The sequence below is a fragment of the Embleya sp. NBC_00896 genome, from assembly GCF_045207785.1.
Taxonomy (GTDB): Bacteria; Actinomycetota; Actinomycetes; order Streptomycetales; family Streptomycetaceae; genus Embleya.
Map to the genome: position 1 here is coordinate 2,592,795 of NZ_CP108776.1, position 16,652 is coordinate 2,609,446.

At 71.0% G+C, this 16,652-nt stretch carries 18 protein-coding genes; 14 read left to right on the forward strand and 4 right to left on the reverse strand.

The genetic code is table 11. From position 1 onward, the window contains the following. The first annotated feature begins 34 nt into the window (after positions 1 to 34). The 9 genes from OG928_RS11495 (at position 35) to OG928_RS11535 (ending at position 8,881) form a co-directional block, all read left to right on the forward strand. Entirely contained in the window at positions 35 to 976 is a 942-nt protein-coding gene (locus tag OG928_RS11495; RefSeq protein WP_020555437.1) for a cellulose-binding protein, read from the forward strand. Positions 977 to 1,131: 155 nt separating this feature from the next. Then, entirely contained in the window at positions 1,132 to 2,559 is a 1,428-nt protein-coding gene (locus tag OG928_RS11500) for an AI-2E family transporter (protein WP_406282611.1), read from the forward strand. Positions 2,560 to 2,718: 159 nt separating this feature from the next. Then, positions 2,719 to 3,840 carry an ABC transporter ATP-binding protein gene (locus tag OG928_RS11505; protein WP_406282614.1) on the forward strand — a complete coding sequence of 374 codons (1,122 nt, stop codon included), beginning with the start codon at positions 2,719 to 2,721 and terminating at the stop codon, positions 3,838 to 3,840. Positions 3,841 to 3,888: 48 nt separating this feature from the next. Further along, positions 3,889 to 4,764: an ABC transporter permease gene (locus OG928_RS11510; protein WP_406282617.1), complete on the forward strand. Its 876-nt coding sequence runs from the start codon at positions 3,889 to 3,891 to the stop codon at positions 4,762 to 4,764. A gap of 266 nt (positions 4,765 to 5,030) precedes the next feature. Then, positions 5,031 to 6,737: a sensor histidine kinase gene (locus OG928_RS11515; RefSeq protein ID WP_406282619.1), complete on the forward strand. Its 1,707-nt coding sequence runs from the start codon at positions 5,031 to 5,033 to the stop codon at positions 6,735 to 6,737. A gap of 124 nt (positions 6,738 to 6,861) precedes the next feature. After that, entirely contained in the window at positions 6,862 to 7,317 is a 456-nt protein-coding gene (locus tag OG928_RS11520; protein WP_406282622.1) for a roadblock/LC7 domain-containing protein, read from the forward strand. Next, positions 7,307 to 7,711 (forward strand): DUF742 domain-containing protein, encoded by a 405-nt coding sequence (locus OG928_RS11525; protein ID WP_406282625.1) that lies wholly within the window; start codon positions 7,307 to 7,309, stop codon positions 7,709 to 7,711. The genes OG928_RS11520 and OG928_RS11525 overlap by 11 nt, the downstream gene beginning before the upstream one ends. A gap of 28 nt (positions 7,712 to 7,739) precedes the next feature. Beyond that, the gene (locus OG928_RS11530) at positions 7,740 to 8,327 is read left to right on the forward strand and encodes a GTP-binding protein (RefSeq protein ID WP_406290912.1); all 588 of its coding nucleotides are present in this window, start codon (positions 7,740 to 7,742) and stop codon (positions 8,325 to 8,327) included. 77 nt (positions 8,328 to 8,404) lie between these two features. Further along, entirely contained in the window at positions 8,405 to 8,881 is a 477-nt protein-coding gene (locus tag OG928_RS11535) for an SAM-dependent methyltransferase (RefSeq protein WP_406282628.1), read from the forward strand. Between the two features lie 41 nt (positions 8,882 to 8,922). Here the strand turns inward: OG928_RS11535 and OG928_RS11540 are convergent, their stop codons facing one another. Further along, a complete protein-coding gene (locus tag OG928_RS11540; RefSeq protein ID WP_406282630.1) occupies positions 8,923 to 9,051 on the reverse strand; it encodes a hypothetical protein in 129 nt (42 codons plus the stop codon). A 264-nt stretch (positions 9,052 to 9,315) separates the two neighbouring features. Continuing rightward, positions 9,316 to 9,975 carry an endonuclease NucS gene (gene nucS, locus OG928_RS11545; protein WP_406282633.1) on the reverse strand — a complete coding sequence of 220 codons (660 nt, stop codon included), beginning with the start codon at positions 9,973 to 9,975 and terminating at the stop codon, positions 9,316 to 9,318. A 350-nt stretch (positions 9,976 to 10,325) separates the two neighbouring features. Here nucS and OG928_RS11550 point away from each other — a divergent pair, with 350 nt between their 5' ends. From OG928_RS11550 to OG928_RS11565, 4 genes are all read left to right on the forward strand, one after another. Beyond that, positions 10,326 to 10,718: an SCO5389 family protein gene (locus OG928_RS11550; RefSeq protein ID WP_406282636.1), complete on the forward strand. Its 393-nt coding sequence runs from the start codon at positions 10,326 to 10,328 to the stop codon at positions 10,716 to 10,718. A 131-nt stretch (positions 10,719 to 10,849) separates the two neighbouring features. Then, positions 10,850 to 12,391 carry a long-chain-fatty-acid--CoA ligase gene (locus OG928_RS11555; protein ID WP_406282639.1) on the forward strand — a complete coding sequence of 514 codons (1,542 nt, stop codon included), beginning with the start codon at positions 10,850 to 10,852 and terminating at the stop codon, positions 12,389 to 12,391. Beyond that, positions 12,388 to 12,522, forward strand: a complete 135-nt coding sequence (locus OG928_RS11560; RefSeq protein WP_406282642.1) for a hypothetical protein — start codon at positions 12,388 to 12,390, stop codon at positions 12,520 to 12,522. Before OG928_RS11555 ends, OG928_RS11560 begins: the two co-directional genes overlap by 4 nt. Positions 12,523 to 12,756: 234 nt before the next feature. Then, a complete protein-coding gene (locus OG928_RS11565) occupies positions 12,757 to 13,080 on the forward strand; it encodes a hypothetical protein (protein WP_406282645.1) in 324 nt (107 codons plus the stop codon). Here OG928_RS11565 and OG928_RS11570 read toward each other — a convergent pair. Next, positions 13,064 to 13,363 (reverse strand): hypothetical protein, encoded by a 300-nt coding sequence (locus tag OG928_RS11570; protein WP_406282648.1) that lies wholly within the window; start codon positions 13,361 to 13,363, stop codon positions 13,064 to 13,066. The genes OG928_RS11565 and OG928_RS11570 overlap by 17 nt on opposite strands. 142 nt (positions 13,364 to 13,505) lie before the next feature. Continuing rightward, the gene (locus OG928_RS11575; RefSeq protein ID WP_406282651.1) at positions 13,506 to 15,281 is read right to left on the reverse strand and encodes a 3-hydroxyacyl-CoA dehydrogenase family protein; all 1,776 of its coding nucleotides are present in this window, start codon (positions 15,279 to 15,281) and stop codon (positions 13,506 to 13,508) included. 320 nt (positions 15,282 to 15,601) lie between these two features. Here OG928_RS11575 and OG928_RS11580 point away from each other — a divergent pair, with 320 nt between their 5' ends. After that, the gene (locus OG928_RS11580; RefSeq protein ID WP_406282654.1) at positions 15,602 to 16,609 is read left to right on the forward strand and encodes an LLM class flavin-dependent oxidoreductase; all 1,008 of its coding nucleotides are present in this window, start codon (positions 15,602 to 15,604) and stop codon (positions 16,607 to 16,609) included. Positions 16,610 to 16,652 lie beyond the last annotated feature (43 nt).

A 16,652-nucleotide genomic window follows, 5' to 3' on the forward strand; every position in this document is an offset into this window, starting at 1 on the left:
TCATTCACCGCACCGGTCATACGACAGGAACCCCATGAGCGACACTAACTCTCCGCACGGCTTCGACATCGTCCGCCGAGGGTACGAGCGTTCGCAGGTTGACGACCGCATCACGAAGCTCGTCTCGGACCGTGACAGCGCGCTCGCGAGGATCTCGGCGCTGGAGAAGCGGATCGAGGAACTGCACCTCGAGAGCCAGAACGCACAGGCCCAACTCGCGGACGCCGAACCGTCCTACGCGGGACTGGGTGCCCGCGTCGAGAAGATCCTCCGCCTCGCCGAGGAAGAGGCGAAGGACCTGCGCGAGGAAGCCCGCCGCGCCGCCGATCAGCACCGCGAGCTGGCCGAGGCCGCCGCGCAGCAGGTCCGTTCCGACGCCGAGCAGTACGGCAAGGAGCGCAAGGCCAAGGCCGAGGACGAGGGTTCGCGCATCCTCGACAAGGCCAAGAGCGACGCCGCGCAGCTGCGCGGCGAGGCGGCCAAGGACGCGTCGGCCAAGCGTGAGGAGGCCGAGGCCCTCTTCGAGGAGACCCGTGCCAAGGCCGCCCAGGCCGCCGCCGACTTCGAGACCAACCTGGCCAAGCGCCGCGAGCAGTCCGAGCGTGACCTGGCGGCCCGTCAGGCCAAGGCCGAAAAGCGCCTCTCCGAGGTCGAGCACCGGGCGGAACAGCTGCGCCTGGAGGCCGAAAAGCTGCGCACCGACGCCGAGCGTCGTTCACGCCAGACGATCGAGACCGCTCAGCGCCAGGCCGACGACATCGTCGCGGACGCGCGGGCCAAGGCCGACCGGATCCGCTCCGAGTCCGAGCGCGAGCTGGCCGCACTGACCCACCGCCGCGACAGCATCAACGCGCAGCTGACCAACGTGCGCGAGATGCTGGCGACCCTCACCGGTGCGGCCGTCGCCGCCGCGGGTGTGAGCATCGATGACGACGACGACAAGATGCCGGGCGTGCCGGCGCAGCAGAGCCGCTGACGTTCTGCCGCGCAGGAGCGGACAAACCGCCCAGGCTGGTATTCGCGGCCGGGCGGCGGACGGGTTCCACGAGGACCCGTCCCCCCCCCGGCCGCGTTTTCGTGACGGATCCACGAATTGTCGGACCCGAACAGGGTGAACGAGGAGTACGGGGCATGGGTCGGCTGAGCAACATATGGTCGCGCGCCAGATCGGGGGCGCCCGACGCGGGTGCCGCCGACGGCGGCAAGGGCACGGATGGCGACCCGGTCGCCCCCGCGCCGGACGATGCCCCCACGCCGGACGACGCCGGCGCGGCGGACGACGCCGCGGCGTCCCGGGTCGCAGGGCCCGCGGCCGGGGACACGACCGTCGACGGGTCGCCCGCGCCCGTGCCGGCCCAGGCCGGCGACCCCGACGCCGCCGCGGCTTCGACCCCGGCCCCCGCCGGCGGTGTCCCGCGGCCCGCGGTGGACGCCCCCGCGCCGGACGGCCCCGCCCCGGCGCTGATCGCGGCGAAGACGGAGGTCAAGCCGTGGACCGGGGTGGGCTCGCGGTTCGGCGATCCGGGTCAGCCGCTGCGCCGTTCCTCGCCGTTCTACATCGGGTTCATCGGCGGCCTCGGCCTGATCACGGCGTGGTTCCTCGCCCAGGCGGTGCTGGGCATCCAGCACGTACTGATCGTCATCCTGATCTCGTTCTTCCTCGCCGCCGGCCTGAACCCGTTCGTCGAACGGCTCGAACGCCGGGGCATGGCGCGGCGCTGGGCGGTGAGCGCGGTCGCGTTCGGCTTCGTGATCGTGGTCGCGGGCTTCGTGACCGCGATCGCGCAGCCGCTGGTCGAGCAGACGTCCAGCCTGATCAACTCGATTCCCGAGAGCCTCACCGAGCTGCTGCGCAACGAGCAGTTCAAGCGCCTCGACGAGAAGTACGACATCGTCGACCGCGCGAAGGAGTGGGCCGCGAACGCCAATACCGCGCAGAACGTCGCGGGCGGCCTGTGGGGCTTCGGCAAGATGGTGCTGACGTCGGTGTTCGACACGCTCACCGTGATCGTGCTGACCCTGTACTTCCTGGGCGCGCTGCCCAGCATCAAGAACCACCTGTACAACCTGTTCCCGAAGTCGCGTCGGGCCCGGGTGCGGCTGCTCGGCGACGAGATCCTGTCCGGGATCGGTGGCTACGTGAACGGCGCGCTGATCGTCGCGACCTGCGCGGGCCTGTCCTCGTTCATCTTCCTGACCGTCCTGGGCAACGACTACGCGCTGCCGCTCGCGCTGGTCATCGCGTTCACCGACCTGATCCCGATGATCGGCGCCACGATCGGCGCGGCCGTGGTGTCGGTGGTGGTCTTCTTCGACTCCCCCGGCAAGGCGCTGACCTGCGTCATCTTCTTCCTGGCCTATCAGCAGTTCGAGAACTACCTGATCTATCCGCGGGTGATGAAGCGCGCGGTCAACGTGCCGCCGGCGATCACGGTGATCGCGGCTCTGGTGGGCGGCGCGCTGCTCGGGGTGACCGGGGCATTGCTCGCGATTCCGATCGCGGCGGCGGTCCTGCTCATCCTGCGTGAAGTGGTGACTCCTCGTCAGGATCAAGCCTGAGTCTGTCAATCGTCCGCAAGGATGATCCCGGGGACTTCCCTCGAACTCGTGACCCAGCCCGGGCCCGCCGCACGGCTGCCGGCCGCAGCGGCCCACTGGCCCTAAGCTCGAAACTTCAATCGGCTCATGTACGGAAACCACCCGGGAGTGCGGCAACAGATGATCGAAGCGAGAGGGCTCACCAAACGCTACGGGAACAAGCTGGCGGTGGATCAGCTGTCCTTCCAGGTGCGGCCGGGCTCGGTGACCGGTTTCCTCGGCCCCAACGGCGCCGGTAAATCGACCACCATGCGCATGATCCTCGGACTGGACGCGCCGACGGGCGGCAACGTCACCGTCAACGGCCGCCCGTACGACCACGTCCAGGCCCCGTTGCGGGAGATGGGCGCGCTGCTCGACGCCAAGGCGATGCACGGTGGGCGTACCGCCTACAACCACCTGCTGTGCCTGGCGCAGAGCAATGGCATCCCCAACCGCCGGGTGGACGAGGTCCTCGGCATGGTCGGCCTGACCCAGGTGGCGAAGAAGCGCGCGAAGGGCTTCTCGCTCGGCATGGGCCAGCGGCTCGGGATCGCCTCGGCGCTGCTGGGCGACCCCGGGATCCTGATGTTCGACGAGCCGGTCAACGGGCTCGACCCCGAGGGCATCCTGTGGATCCGAAACCTGATGAAGCAGCTCGCTTCCGAGGGCCGCACGGTGTTCGTCTCCAGCCACCTGATGAGCGAGATGGAGGTGACCGCCGACCACCTGATCGTGATCGGTCAGGGGCGGATGATCGCCGACACCTCGATGCGCGACTTCATCGAGACGAACTCGCAGGCGTTCACGGTCGTGCGCTCGCCGCAGGCCGACCGGCTCAAAACCCTGGTCGAGGGCAAGGGCGCGACGATGAACCCCGAGCAGGGCGTGCCGGGCGCGTTCCGCGTGCACGAGCTCGCCCCCGCGGTGATCGGTGACCTGGCCGCCGAGCACGGCATCGCACTGCACGAGCTGTCGCCGCGCTTCGACTCGCTCGAAGAGGTCTACATGCGGATGACGCAGCACAGCGTGGAGTACCGCGCGGGCCTGCCGGGCGGTCCGCCGCCGGGATGGGGTCCGCCCGGGATGGTGCCGGGGCAGATGCCGGGCTACCCGCAGCCGGGCGGCCCGCAGTTCGGCGGCCCGCCGCCCGGATATCCCCAGCAGGGCGCGCCCGGCGCGCCGTGGGGGGCTCCCGTCCAGGCGCCGCCCGCCGGCGCCCCGTCCCTGTCCAAGCCCCAGTCCAACGGAAGCGAGGGCTGAGCGATGGCACAGAACACTCCGCCCCCGATGCCCCAGAACCTGCCGAACATGACCCAGCCGAACATGACCCAGCCGCAGATGGCACAGCAGCAGCAACAGCACTTCCCGCCGCCCGGGCAGCAGGCTCCTTACCCGCCGGTGCAGCAGGTGCAGCTCGGCGGTCAGGTGGGCGGCACCAACGCGGGCTTCGGGCGCGTGCTGCTGTCCGAGTGGACCAAGATCCGCACGGTCCGCTCGACCATGTGGACGCTGATCGTGATGATCGCGTTCATCCTCGGTCTGGGCCTGCTGCTCGCGAGCACGGTCTCTCCCGCCGTCGAAGACGACTACGTGAGCATCTCGCTGATCGGCGTGATCATCGCGCAGCTCGCCGCCGCGACGCTGGGCGTGCTGACCATCTCGGCCGAGTACACGACGGGCATGATCCGCACCACGCTGACCGCGTACCCGCGCCGGCTCCAGGTGCTGGCCGCCAAGGGCCTCGTGTTCGCCGGGCTGATGTTCGTGGTCGGGCTCGTCACGATGGCCGTGACCGCCCTGCTCGGCAAGGCGATGCTCACGTCCCGGATCGGCGAATCCACCGCCGAGTTCGACCTGTTCCGCAGTCTCGTCGGCGGTTCGCTCTACCTCGCGGTGATCGGCCTGTTCGGACTCGGCCTGGGCGTGCTGCTTCGGCACTCGGCCGGCGCGATCACCGCGCTGCTCGGCGTGATCCTGCTGCCGATGATCATCGGCCCGTTCCTGCCCGCGTCGGTCGGCGAGAAGGTGATGGAGTACTCGCCGATGTTCGCGCTGGGCAAGCTGATCGGAGGGGGCGGCGACGACGGCGGTCCGGGCCCGTGGCCCTCGCTGCTGTTGATCGCGGCGTACGCGGCGGTGGCGCTGATCGCGGGCGGCATCCGGCTGCGCTCGCGCGACGTCTGACCCGCGGCTCGGGCCGTTCGCCTGACCAATCGTCAAAAATGTTGGTCCGCATAGCGAAAAGGTCTCGCTCGACGTAAGTCGGGCGGGGCCTTTCGGCCGTTTTCGGGGCGACTCGCACAGCCCATGCGATCACATCGAAAGAACGTCCGACGATATGCTCACGTCTCATGTATGGGCAGGGGGATCCAGGAACACCCATCGCAGCGGACGCGGCAGTCGAGCGCGTTCCCGCTCCCGTTCACCAGAGCCGGCGCTCGGGGGGCGGAGTGGCTGCGGGGATCGGTTCCGCGGCGGCCGTCTTCGCGTTGGCGGGGATCGCGACCGCCGTCGTCCTGCTGGGCGATTCCGAGACGGTGTGGCAGTCGGCCCTCGCGGGCATCCTGCTCACCACCGCCGTGGCGCTGTCCGCGATCGCCGCGTGGCTGCGACACCGGGTCTCCGAGCGGAGGATCGCCCGGTTGCGCGAGCTGACCGTGCGTCAGGCCGCGGAGAGCGCCCGGCTCGAGGCCGAGCGGGCCCGCCTGGCGGCCGAGCACGCCGAGCTGTTGCTCGGACGCAAAACGCTCGCCGACGAGGAAACCCTGATGCGCGGCCGGGTGCACGACGTGTTCGTGAACCTGTCGATGCGCACGCTGACCCTCGTGGAGCGCCAGCTCGACCTGATCGAGAAGCTCGAACACGGCGAGGACGAACCACAGCGGTTGCAGGACCTGTTCCGACTGGACCACCTGGCCACCCGGATGCGCCGCAACAGCGAGAACCTGCTCGTGCTCGCGGACGCCGACGAGCGCCGCGGCCGGCGCCCGCCGATCCCGCTGCTCGACGTGGTCCGCGCGGGCGTCTCCGAGATCGAGCGCTACGAGCGGATCGACGTCGGGCACGTACCGCGCACCGAGGTGCTCGGCCGGACCGCCGACGACGTCGGCCACCTGCTGGCCGAACTGCTCGAGAACGCCGCCGCCTACTCGGCGCCGGAGTCCCGGGTGGAGATCGGCGGCTGGACGCTGGAGAACGGCGAGGTCGTGTTGTCGGTGGACGACAACGGCATCGGCGTACCGGCGGACCGGCTCACCGAGTTGAACGGTCAGATCGAGCGGGACAGCGCCGAGGAGGAGGCCGCCAGCGGCGGCGGCCTGGGCGTGTTCGTGGTCGGCCGGCTCGCCCGCCGGCACGGCATCCGGGTCCAGCTGCGTCCGCGCCCGCAGGGCGGCCTGAGCGCGGTCGTGGTGATCCCGGCGTCGGCCTTCAACGGTCTGGGCCCCTCGCCCGCCGAGTTCTCCGCCGAGCGCGACCGCGAACAGGAGCGCGAGCGCGACCGGATGGCCATCCCGGGCGTCGCGCCCGGCGCCCGGGCCATCCCGCCCGGCGCGGCCCGCCTGTCGCTGCCGCCGGCGCGTCCGGCCACGGCCCTGCCCGCCGCCGGCGCGGCACCCGCGACCGCGGCACCCGGGATCGAGAAGCCCGGAACGGAGAAGCCCGGGACCGAGGCAGCCGAGCCCGCGACCGCTCCCCCGCCCGCCCGACGCCCGCCGCCCCGCGCGGCCCGGTGGTGCCGCGCGAGGGCGCCGCGCCGCCCGCCAGGACGCCCAAGGGCCTGCCCAAGCGCACACCGGCCGCCAACCCCGATCCGGGCGCCGACGCCGCGGCGCCCAGACTGGCGGCCCCGGACGAGCTGTTCGAGCCCGCCCGGACGGAGCCCCCGGTCCCGCCGCGAACCGCGTCCACGGCCGCTCCGGTCCCGCCGCAGGCCCGGCGCACCCCGACACCGCCGCCCGCCACGCCCCCGAAGCCGCCGCTGCCCCGTACGGACGACGGCGCGGGGCCCGCGGTCTCCTCGATCGGCCGGACCCAACGCGGCCTGCCCAAGCGCCTCGTGGCGGGCGACAACACCGGATCGATGCGGGTCCTGCCCCCGGCGGAACCGTCCCGCGACACGGGGTCGCTCTCGGCGGACGAACTGCGCAAGCGCCTGACGGGCTTTCAGGAAGGTCTCCAGGCGGCCCGCCGGGAGGGCGACCCGACCGACGTGGTCGAGTCGTCCGAGGATGAACCCACCTTCCCGCCGCCCGCGCGGGAGGAGACAGGAGGTGGAGACCGGTGACCGGGTCGAATGGCACCACGGCACGCGATGTGGACTGGCTGGTGGAGGGCCTGGCCGGTGACGTCCCGGGCGTCCGGGAGGTCGTCCTGGTCTCCTCCGACGGCCTGATGCTCGCGAGCGCGCGCGGCCCCGGGGCGGCCTCCGCCGCGCCGGACGCGGAGGAACAGCTGGGCGCGATCGTCAGCGGCCTCGTGGCCCTGGCCGAGGGCACGTCCCGGGTCCTGGACCTGGGCGCGGTCCGCCAGGAGATCGTCACGATGGCCGAGGGCTACGTCGTGGCGATGTCCATCAGCGACGGTTCCTGCCTGGGCGTACACGCGACGGGATCGGCCGATCTCGGCGTGATCGCCTACCAGATGACCTCGTTCGTTCGGCGCGCCGGCCACGTCCTGACGCCGGCCCTGCGCGCACAGATGCACCAGGACCGTGGAGGTGGTCGCGTTGGCTCCTGACGGCGGTTTTTCCGACTACGACGACACGCGGGGATATCCGGCCAGGCCCGACACGGGCGGCCGGACCTCGCGCGTGCGTCCCTACACGCTCACCCGGGGCCGAACCCGGTACGGCCACGTCCTGCTCGTGGAGACGCTGGTCACGACCCTGGACTGCCCGCAGGACGCGGTCGGCGACATGCCCGAGGTCGGCGCGATCGTGCAGCTGTGCCGAGGCGTGCGCTCGGTCGCCGAGGTGGCCGCGATCCTGCACATGCCGCTCGGCGTGGTCCGGGTACTGATCAGCGATCTGGCCTCGCAGGGCCGGATCAGTGTGTACCAGGCGGAGCACGAGGCCGGGCGGCCCGATCGCGCGTTGCTGGAAAGGGTGCTCGGTGGACTACGCAAGATTTGATCTCGGCGACGAGGTCCCGGCCATCCCGCTGCCCGCCGCGGGCGCGGGAGGCCGCAGGATCGGCGAGGGGCCGCCGATCACGTCGACGAAGATCGTCGTCGCGGGCGGCTTCGGCGTCGGCAAGACCACGCTGGTCGCGGCCGTCTCGGAGATCCCGCCGCTGACCACCGAGTCGGTCATGACGGTGATGAGCGAGGACCTCGACGATCTGTCGGGCCTGCCGGAGAAGCGCACCACGACGGTCGCGATGGACTTCGGCCGGATCACCCTCGAAGCCGACCTGGTCCTGTACCTGTTCGGCACCCCGGGGCAGAACCGCTTCTGGTTCATGTGGGACGACCTGGTGCGCGGGGCGGTCGGCGCGATCGTGCTCGTGGACACCCGGCGGCTGGAGGACAGCTTCCCGGCGGTGGACTACTTCGAGCGCTCGGGCATCCCGTTCGTGGTCGCGGTCAACCTGTTCGACGATGCTCCGCGCTACCCCGAGGAGGATCTGCGCGACGCGCTGTCGATCAGCCCGAGCACCCCGATGACCGAGTGCGACGCGCGGATCCGCGAGAGCGCGGCGAACGCGCTGGCCGAGCTGGTCGTACACGCGATGCACCTGACTCCGTAGGACGCGACGCCCCGCACCGACCCGGCCGGGCCCCGCCGGCCGATTCCCGCACGGATCCCCTGAGGCACAGTGTCCCCATGGACCACACCGACATCACCCTGCGCCCGATCGGCCATGTGCACAGCCCGCGCGTCGAACCCCTGGACGACCACTGGGGGAACGTCCCCGCGGTGATCCGGCTGGACCCGGATCGGTTCGGCCCGGAGGCGCTCTTCGGCCTCGCCGAGTTCTCGCACCTGGAGGTCGTGTTCCACTTCCACCTGGTCGCCGACGAGCGGATCGAGTCGGGCGCGCGCAGGCCGCGCGGCAATCCCGACTGGCCCCTCGTGGGGATCTTCGCGCAGCGCGGGAAGAACCGACCCAATCGGCTCGCGGTGTCCCGGTGTTCGCTCGTGCGGGTGGACGGTCCGGAGGTGCACGTGCGCGGCCTGGACGCGATCGAGGGCACGCCGGTGCTCGACCTCAAGCCGTACCTGGCCGAGTTCGGCCCGCGCGGCCCGGTCGCCCAGCCCGCGTGGTCGACGGAGCTGATGACCGACTACTACGCCGACTGACCCGGACCCGGGCAGGGACGTGCGCCGGCTTCCCGGCCGGCTCATGCCCGCCAGGTCGCCGGCCGGTACTGGTAGGTGTGCAGGGGCCAGTTCGTGGTCACCTTGCCGTCGGCGTCCTTGTACCAACTCGTGCAGTTCGCCTCGAGCGCGGTGCCGGCCCTGCTGACCAAAACCCTCCTCCACCGCGGCGTCGACCGAGGAGCAGTCCTACGCACGGCCCTGGCGGAAGGCCGAAGCCAACTCACGATCCGCAGGGACCTGCGGCGTAGGGAGGACGTCACACACAACGCCCGAACCTCTGCACCGTGGCGGCGAAAAGCGTCTTGGCGAGTCCGGTCGACGACGGCCTGCGCGAGCCGAGCCTGCGGGTGCGGGTAAGCGCTCACTCGCCCGAACGCCGTCGGGTCCACGCCCGGGACCCGACGGCGGGCCGGTCAGAACAGCTTGAGCTTGTCGTCCTCGGTGCCGCGCAGGGCGTTGTAGTCGAGCGTGACGCAGGTGATGCCTCGGTCCGCCGCGAGCACTCGGGCCTGCGGCTTGATCTCCTGCGCGGCGAACACGCCCTTGACCGGGGCGATCAGGGTGTCGCGGTTGAGCAGCTCCAGGTAGCGGGTGAGCTGCTCGACGCCGTCGATCTCGCCGCGCCGCTTGATCTCGACCGCCACGGTGGTCCCGTCGGCGTCCCGGCACAGGATGTCCACCGGCCCGATCGGCGTGGGGTATTCGCGGCGGATCAGCGTCCAGCCGGCGCCGAGCGCGTCGAGCCGGTCGGCCAGCAACTCCTGCAGGTGTGCCTCGACGCCGTCCTTGACCAGGCCCGGGTCGACCCCGAGCTCGTGCGACGAGTCGTGCAGTATGTCGTCGATCGTGATGATCAGCTTCTCGCCGGCCTTGTTGATCACCGTCCACACCCCCTCGCCCTCCTTGAGCGAGCACGGCGGACTCATCCAGTTGAGCGGCTTGTACGCGCGGTCGTCGGCGTGGATGGACACGCTCCCGTCCCGCTTGACGAGGATGAGCCTGGGGGCGGACGGCAGGTGGGCGGTGAGTCGCCCGACGTAGTCCACGGAGCAATGGGCGATGACGAGACGCATACCCCGACGCTACCGTCTCCGGAGCACCCCTCCGGGCCATCACCACCTCCCGGGCCCGGTACGTGTGATCCACGCGACACGCGGCGGCCGGCGCACGGGCCGGGGTGCGGGGCCTGGGTGCGGGCCGGCCCGTGGATCACGGCGGTCCCGGTCGGTCCGAGGCGGTTCCCGCCGGTTCGCTATGGAGCATCGTGTGGTCGATGTCCTACGGTGAGTCAGGAGACGGCGCGGGTCGGGCGGATGGGCGTTCGGGGCGGGTCGTGGTCGACGCGTTGGTGCCACCCGCACGTACGAGATACGACCCGAACCGCCGGGCGGCCTTGTGTACGTCCCGGCCGGAAGGAGCACCGATGTCGCTCGATGTGCCTCCGAAGCTGTTGGAACAGGCCGAACGCGGAGACGTGGACGAGGCCGAGTTCGTCGACTGTGTGCGCACCTCGCTGCCCTACGCCTGGAATCTCGTCGCCTCGTTGGCGACGCAGCTCCGGGTCGATGGCGGCCCGTTCGCGGACAACCAGGTGCCGCCCGCCACCGAGACCGAGCGGGGACAGCTTCTGCGCGCGCTGGCCTCCGACGCGATCCGCGGCTCGATGGAACGGCATTTCGGGGTCAAGCTCGCGTTCCAGAACTGCCACCGGGTCGCGGTGTTCCCGGTCGAGGGCCTGGACACGGACCGGTACGCCAAGTTCACCTCGATCCGCGGTCAACTGCTCAACCAGTCGCCGACCCTGCGCGACTGCTGACACCACGTCAGGACCCTTCGGCGGCGCGGGCGGGCCTCACGGCGCGCCCGCGCCTCGGCGTCCCCGCGCCCTTCATGCGCCCGTCCCGTACCCGTCCCGCACCCCTCCCTCCACACGCGAGGAGCAGCTTCATGGGCATCACCCAGCCGTTGCACCGATGGGCCCAACAGACACCGGATCGGGAGGCCGTACTCGACGGCCCCGCGCGAACCACGTTTCGTGAACTGCGCGAGCGGGTCGCGAGACTCGGCGGCGCGCTGCGCGGGCTCGGCGTCGAACCCGGCGACCGGGTCGCGATCCTGGCCCTGAACTCGACCCGCTACCTGGAGTGTCTGAGCGGGATCCCGTGGGCCGGCGGTGTCCTCAATCCGGTGAACATCCGCTGGAGCCCGGCCGAGATCGCCTACTCGCTCGACGACTCGCAGACCTCCGTCCTCATCGTCGACGACGCGTTCGCGGGCCTGATCCCCGCGCTGCGCGAGGCGTCGTCGAGCCTGCGCGAGATCGTGCACATGGGCGCCGCGCCGACCCCGACCGGGACGCGGTCGTACGAGGCCCTGCTCGCCGCTGCCGAGCCGATCCCGGACGCGGACCGCGGCGGCGACGACCTCGCGGGGATCTTCTACACCGGCGGAACGACCGGATTCCCCAAGGGCGTCATGCTCTCGCACGACAACCTGCTCGCGTCCGCGATGGGCGGCCTCGTCGCCACCGCGTCGTTCCGGATCGCGCCGAACGCGCGCGTGCTGCACGCCGCCCCGCTGTTCCACATCGCCGGCTTCGGGGTGGCCCTGATGACGTCGATCGTCGGCGTCCCGCAGGTGGTCATGCCGTTCTTCGACCCCGAGCAAGTGGCGGCGCTGATCCAGCGGGAGCGGGTCACCGAGATCTTCCTGGCCCCGACGATGCTGCAGATGGTGCTCGACCACCCGGAGTTCGCGAGCCACGACCTGTCCTCGCTGCGACTGCTGACCTACGGCGCCTCGCCGATCACCGCCGCACTGCTCGACCGGGTGCTCAAGGCACTGCCCGGCACCTCCCTCGTACAGGCCTACGGCCAGACCGAACTCTCGCCACTGGCGACGCTGTTGATGCCGCAGGACCACCTCGACGCGGATCCCGTCAAGCTGCGTTCGGCGGGCCGGCCCTGCTACCACGCGGACGTTCGGATCGTCGGGCCCGACGAGCACGAACTGGCCCGCGGCGAGATCGGCGAGATCGTCTCGCGCGGAGACCACGTGATGGTGGGCTACTGGAACCGGCCCGAGGAGACGGGGCAGGCCCTGCGCGGTGGCTGGATGCACACCGGCGACCTGGGGTTCATGGACGCCGAGGGCTACGTCACGGTGGTCGACCGGCTCAAGGACATGATCGTCACCGGCGCGGAGAACGTGTACAGCGCCGAGGTGGAGAACGCGGTCAACGCCCACCCGGATGTCGCCGGCTGCGCCGTGATCGGCCTGCCCGACCCGACCTGGGGCGAGCGCGTGCACGCCGTCGTGGTCCTGCACCCGGACCGCGAGCTGACGGCGGAGCAGATCCGGGCACACGCCAAGACGTTGATCGCCGGCTACAAGGCCCCCAGGAGCGTCTCGTTCGTCGACGCGCTGCCGCTCACGGTGGCCGGCAAGGTCAAGAAGTCCGTCCTGCGCGAGAGGGAGAGCGAGCGGTGACCGTGATCAAGGAGACCTTCGCGTCGCTGGATCCGGCCACGGGCAAGGAGTTGGCCCGCTACGCCCGTACGCAGGGCACGATGAAGATGCTGGACCGGTATGTGTCGCTGCGGTTCGGGCGGCGGGGGTGAGCCCTTCGCGGGCGCGGTGAAGGCGTCCGGCGTCGGATGGCGCCCGCCACCCGACGCCGGACCCGGCCGGCACATCCCGCTTTTCGAACGTACTCTCGACAACCCGTCGGTTCACGGGCACGATCGCGCCCTATGACGACGACCCGCAGGACCGTGACGTAGCTGGCCATCGCCATCCTGGCCGTCGAGGCGATCGCCGCGGTCGTCGTCGGCTGCGTCGTCGCGCCGATCCGCGTGCTCGACCTCGGCGACGACCGGCTCTCGGGGCCGAAGGCGCACTGGGCGAGCGGAGTCGGCATCGCGTTCTTCGTCCTGGTCGGCGTGGTGATCGCGATCTGGTCGGTGTGGGCGTCGAGCGACCTGCTGGCCCGGTTGCGCTCCGGCGTACCGACCCGGACCGGCCTGATCGGCGCGGCGGGCCTGCACGTGGCGGCCTCGGCCGCCGCGCTCCTTGCCCCGCTCGTGCTCACGGTGACGCTGCCGGTTCTCGCGCTCGTGGCCGCGGCTTACCTGCTGACCCGGCCGACCCCGGGGACCGGTGCTATCGCCGCCGGGTGATCCGGCGTTGGCCGCGGCTGTTCCAGCAGGGGCGGTGCCAGTGGCGGCGTTCCTCGACGCGGCCGTCCGCGGACCACGCGACCACGTGCGGTACGCCGGGCGGGATCTCGTGGTCGCATCCGGGGCAGCGATAGGTCTTGGTCGCGGCCTGGCCGCTGATCGGCCGTACCAGCCACTCCCCGTCGGCCCCCGTCTCACGCTCCTCGAAACCGAGGCTGGGGTCGCGGGGTTCGTCCCGGTCGAAGGACCGGGATCGGCTGGTGGGCTTGTTACGACGCGGCACACAAAAAGGGTACGGGTGCGTGAGCTCGCCCGACGCACCCCCGGCGTTGTGCGCGCACGCGTCGCGATCGCAGACCCCTGCCGGGCGCACGAGTGGGCCACGGGCGCGCGCCCGTGGCCCACTCGCGGTTGGACCCCCGCGACTACCGCTTCGCGTAGTCCCGGAAGCCGCGGCCCGTCTTGCGACCGAGGTAGCCCGCGGTGACCAGGTGCTCCAGGAGCGGCACCGGCGACCAGCCCGGCTCGCGGAACTCGGCGAACAGCACCTTCTGGATCGCGAGCGAGACGTCCAGACCGACCACGTCCAGAAGTTCGAACGGCCCCATCGGGTAGCCCGCGCCCAGCTTGATCGCGGTGTCGATGTCCTCGGTCGTCGCGTAGTTGGCCTGGAGCATCCGCACCGCGTCGTTGAGGTACGGGAACAGCAGCGCGTTGACGATGAATCCGGCCCGGTCGCCGCAGTCCACCGCGTGCTTGCGCGTCCTGCGACACACCTCGTGGATGGTCGCCACGACGTCGTCCGACGTCGCGACCGTCCGCACCACCTCGACCAGCTTCATCACCGGCGCGGGGTTGAAGAAGTGCATGCCGACCACGTCGCCGGGGCGCGAGGTGGCCACCGCGCAGTCGATCACCGGCAGCGAGGACGTCGTCGTCGCCAGCACCGCGCCGGGCTTGCAGATCTCGTCGAAGTTCTCGAACAGGGCCTGCTTGACCGAGAGTTCCTCGACCACGGCCTCCACGACCAGGTCGGCGAACGCGAGGTCGTCGAGCCGGGTCGTGCCGGTGACGCGGGCGAGCGCCGCGTCCTTGGCCTCCTCGGTCAGCCGGCCGCGCTGGATCTGCTTGTCGAGCGAGCGGATCAGGGCCGCGCGCACGCGCTCGACCTTCTCCTCGCTGCGCGCGACGTACACGACGTCGTAGCCCGCCTTGGCGAACACCTCGACGATGCCCGTGGCCATCGTCCCGGTGCCGACCACGCCCACCGCGCGCACCTCGCGCGGGGTGCCGGCGACGGTGCCGGACTCGCCGGCCTCGGTGACCACGACCGGCGAGCCGGCCTGCTCGTACCGGTAGAAGCCCTGGCCGCTCTTGCGCCCGAGCAGACCCGCGGTACGCATCTGCTTGAGGATCGGCGCCGGCGCGTGCAGGCGGTCGCGCGACTGCCGGTACATCTGGTCGAGGATCTCGTACGCCGTGTCGATCCCGACCAGGTCGAGCACCGCGAGCGGACCCATCGGCAGGCCGCAGCCGAAACGCATGGCCGCGTCGATGTCCTCGCGCGTCGCGTACTTCTGCTCGTACATCGACGCCGCGTGGTTCAGGTACGCGAACAGCAGCCCGTTGGCGATGAACCCGGCCCGGTCGCCGGCGACCACGGGCGACTTGCCGAGCCGCTCGGCGAGCGCGACCACGTCGGCCAGCACCTCGGGCTCGGTGACGACCGTGCGGACGACCTCGACCAGCTTCATCACCGGCGCGGGGTTGAAGAAGTGCAGCCCCACGACGCGCGAGGAGCGCGAGGTGGACACCGAGAGCTCGGTGACCGACAGCGAGGAGGTGTTCGTGGCCAGGATCGTCTCCGGGCCGCAGATCTTGTCGAGTTGGGCGAAGAGCTCCTGCTTCTGCGCCAACTGTTCCGGTATCGCCTCCAGGACGAGGTCGGCGTCGGCGACCGAGGTCAGGTCGGTGCCGAGGGTGATCCGATCGAAGATGTCTCGCTGCTGATCTTCCGTCAGCTTCCCGCGCGCGGCGGCGCGGGCGGTCGACTCGGCGATCCGGGCGCGTCCGCGCGCGACGGCCTCGTCCGAGACGTCCACGGCCACGACGGTGATTCCCGCCCGGGCCAGGACCTCGACGATGCCGGCACCCATGGTGCCGAGTCCGATCACACCGACCGTGCTGATGTCACGGGTCATCTGCTGCGCTCCTCGCTGCTGAAATGGCGTCTCCCTGGGGAGTACGCCTTGGTTACTGCGAAGTAGTACCGCCGGTTTTCAGGAGTATTGCAGCCCTTGTCGAACAGGCACAGACCGGTGGGATGTGCCATTCGCCGCGATCCGACCCGAACGCCCGTTCGGACGGTCGTCCGGATACGCGTACGGCGGGGTGAAAAACCGTCAGGCGTGAAGGATTACCTACGAAGTGGTTCGAGCGTTGTGTTGTCTGTGGGCGAACCTGCCCTGCCGCGCCCCGTCCGCTCCGTCGGGCCCGGAAGGAACACGACGAGGAGGACGCGATGAAGTTGGGCATCTTCCTGCTGGCGGCACAGTTCGACGCGGGCGATCACGGTGAGGTGCTCACCGCTGCCATGGACGCGGGAATCGCCGCGGAGGAGGCCGGGTTCGACGAGGCTTGGATCGCCGAACACCATTTCGTGCCGTACGGGTTGTGCCCGTCGGCGGTGACGTTCGCTTCCATGCTACTGGGGCGTACGCATCGGATCGGGGTGGGTACGGCCATCAGTGTAGTTTCCAACCAACATCCGGTCACCCTCGGTGAGCAGACGGCTCTGCTGGATCAACTTTCCGGGGGCCGATTCACCCTCGGGGTCGGACGCGGCGGGCCCTGGGTGGACCTGGAGGTCTTCGGTACGGGCCTGCGCCGGCACGACGAGGCCTTCCCGGAGTCGCTCGACCTGCTGCTGCGCTGGCTGACCCACCAGCGGGTGGGCGCGGAGGGCGAGTACTTCGCGTTCCGCAAGGTCCCCGTCGTACCGCGGCCGCGGACCTATCCGCACCCGCCGGTGATCGTCGCCTGCACGTCCCGTGAGAGCGCCTCGCTCGCGGCCCGGCACGGCCTGCCGATGCTGCTCGGGATGCACGCCGACGACGCGGAGAAGGCCGCGATGGTCCGCACGTACGAGTGCGCCGCGTCCGCGTGCGGCCGCGACCCCAAGGCGGTCGAGCACGCGGCGGCGACGGTCGCCTACGTCGCGGACAGTCGCCGCGAGGCGACCGAGACGCTGCGCCGGGCGATGCCGAAGTGGCTGCGCAGGGGCCTGTCCGCGCACGTGACCGTCGACGACCGCCAGCGCCACATGCGCGACCCGGCCGAGTACACCGACTTCCTGTGCCGTATCCACGCGGTCGGCACGCCGGTGGACTGCGTACGGGCCCTGGAGCGCACCGCAGAACGCACCGGGATCAACCGCTTCCTGCTCTTCGTCGAGGGCACCGGCGTCCCGCCCCTGACCTTGGCGAACGTGACACGGCTGGGCAAGGAGGTGCTGCCGGCCCTGCGCTGACCACCACGCGCCGCGTGGCACCGCCCGCCGTCGGGAAGTGTGG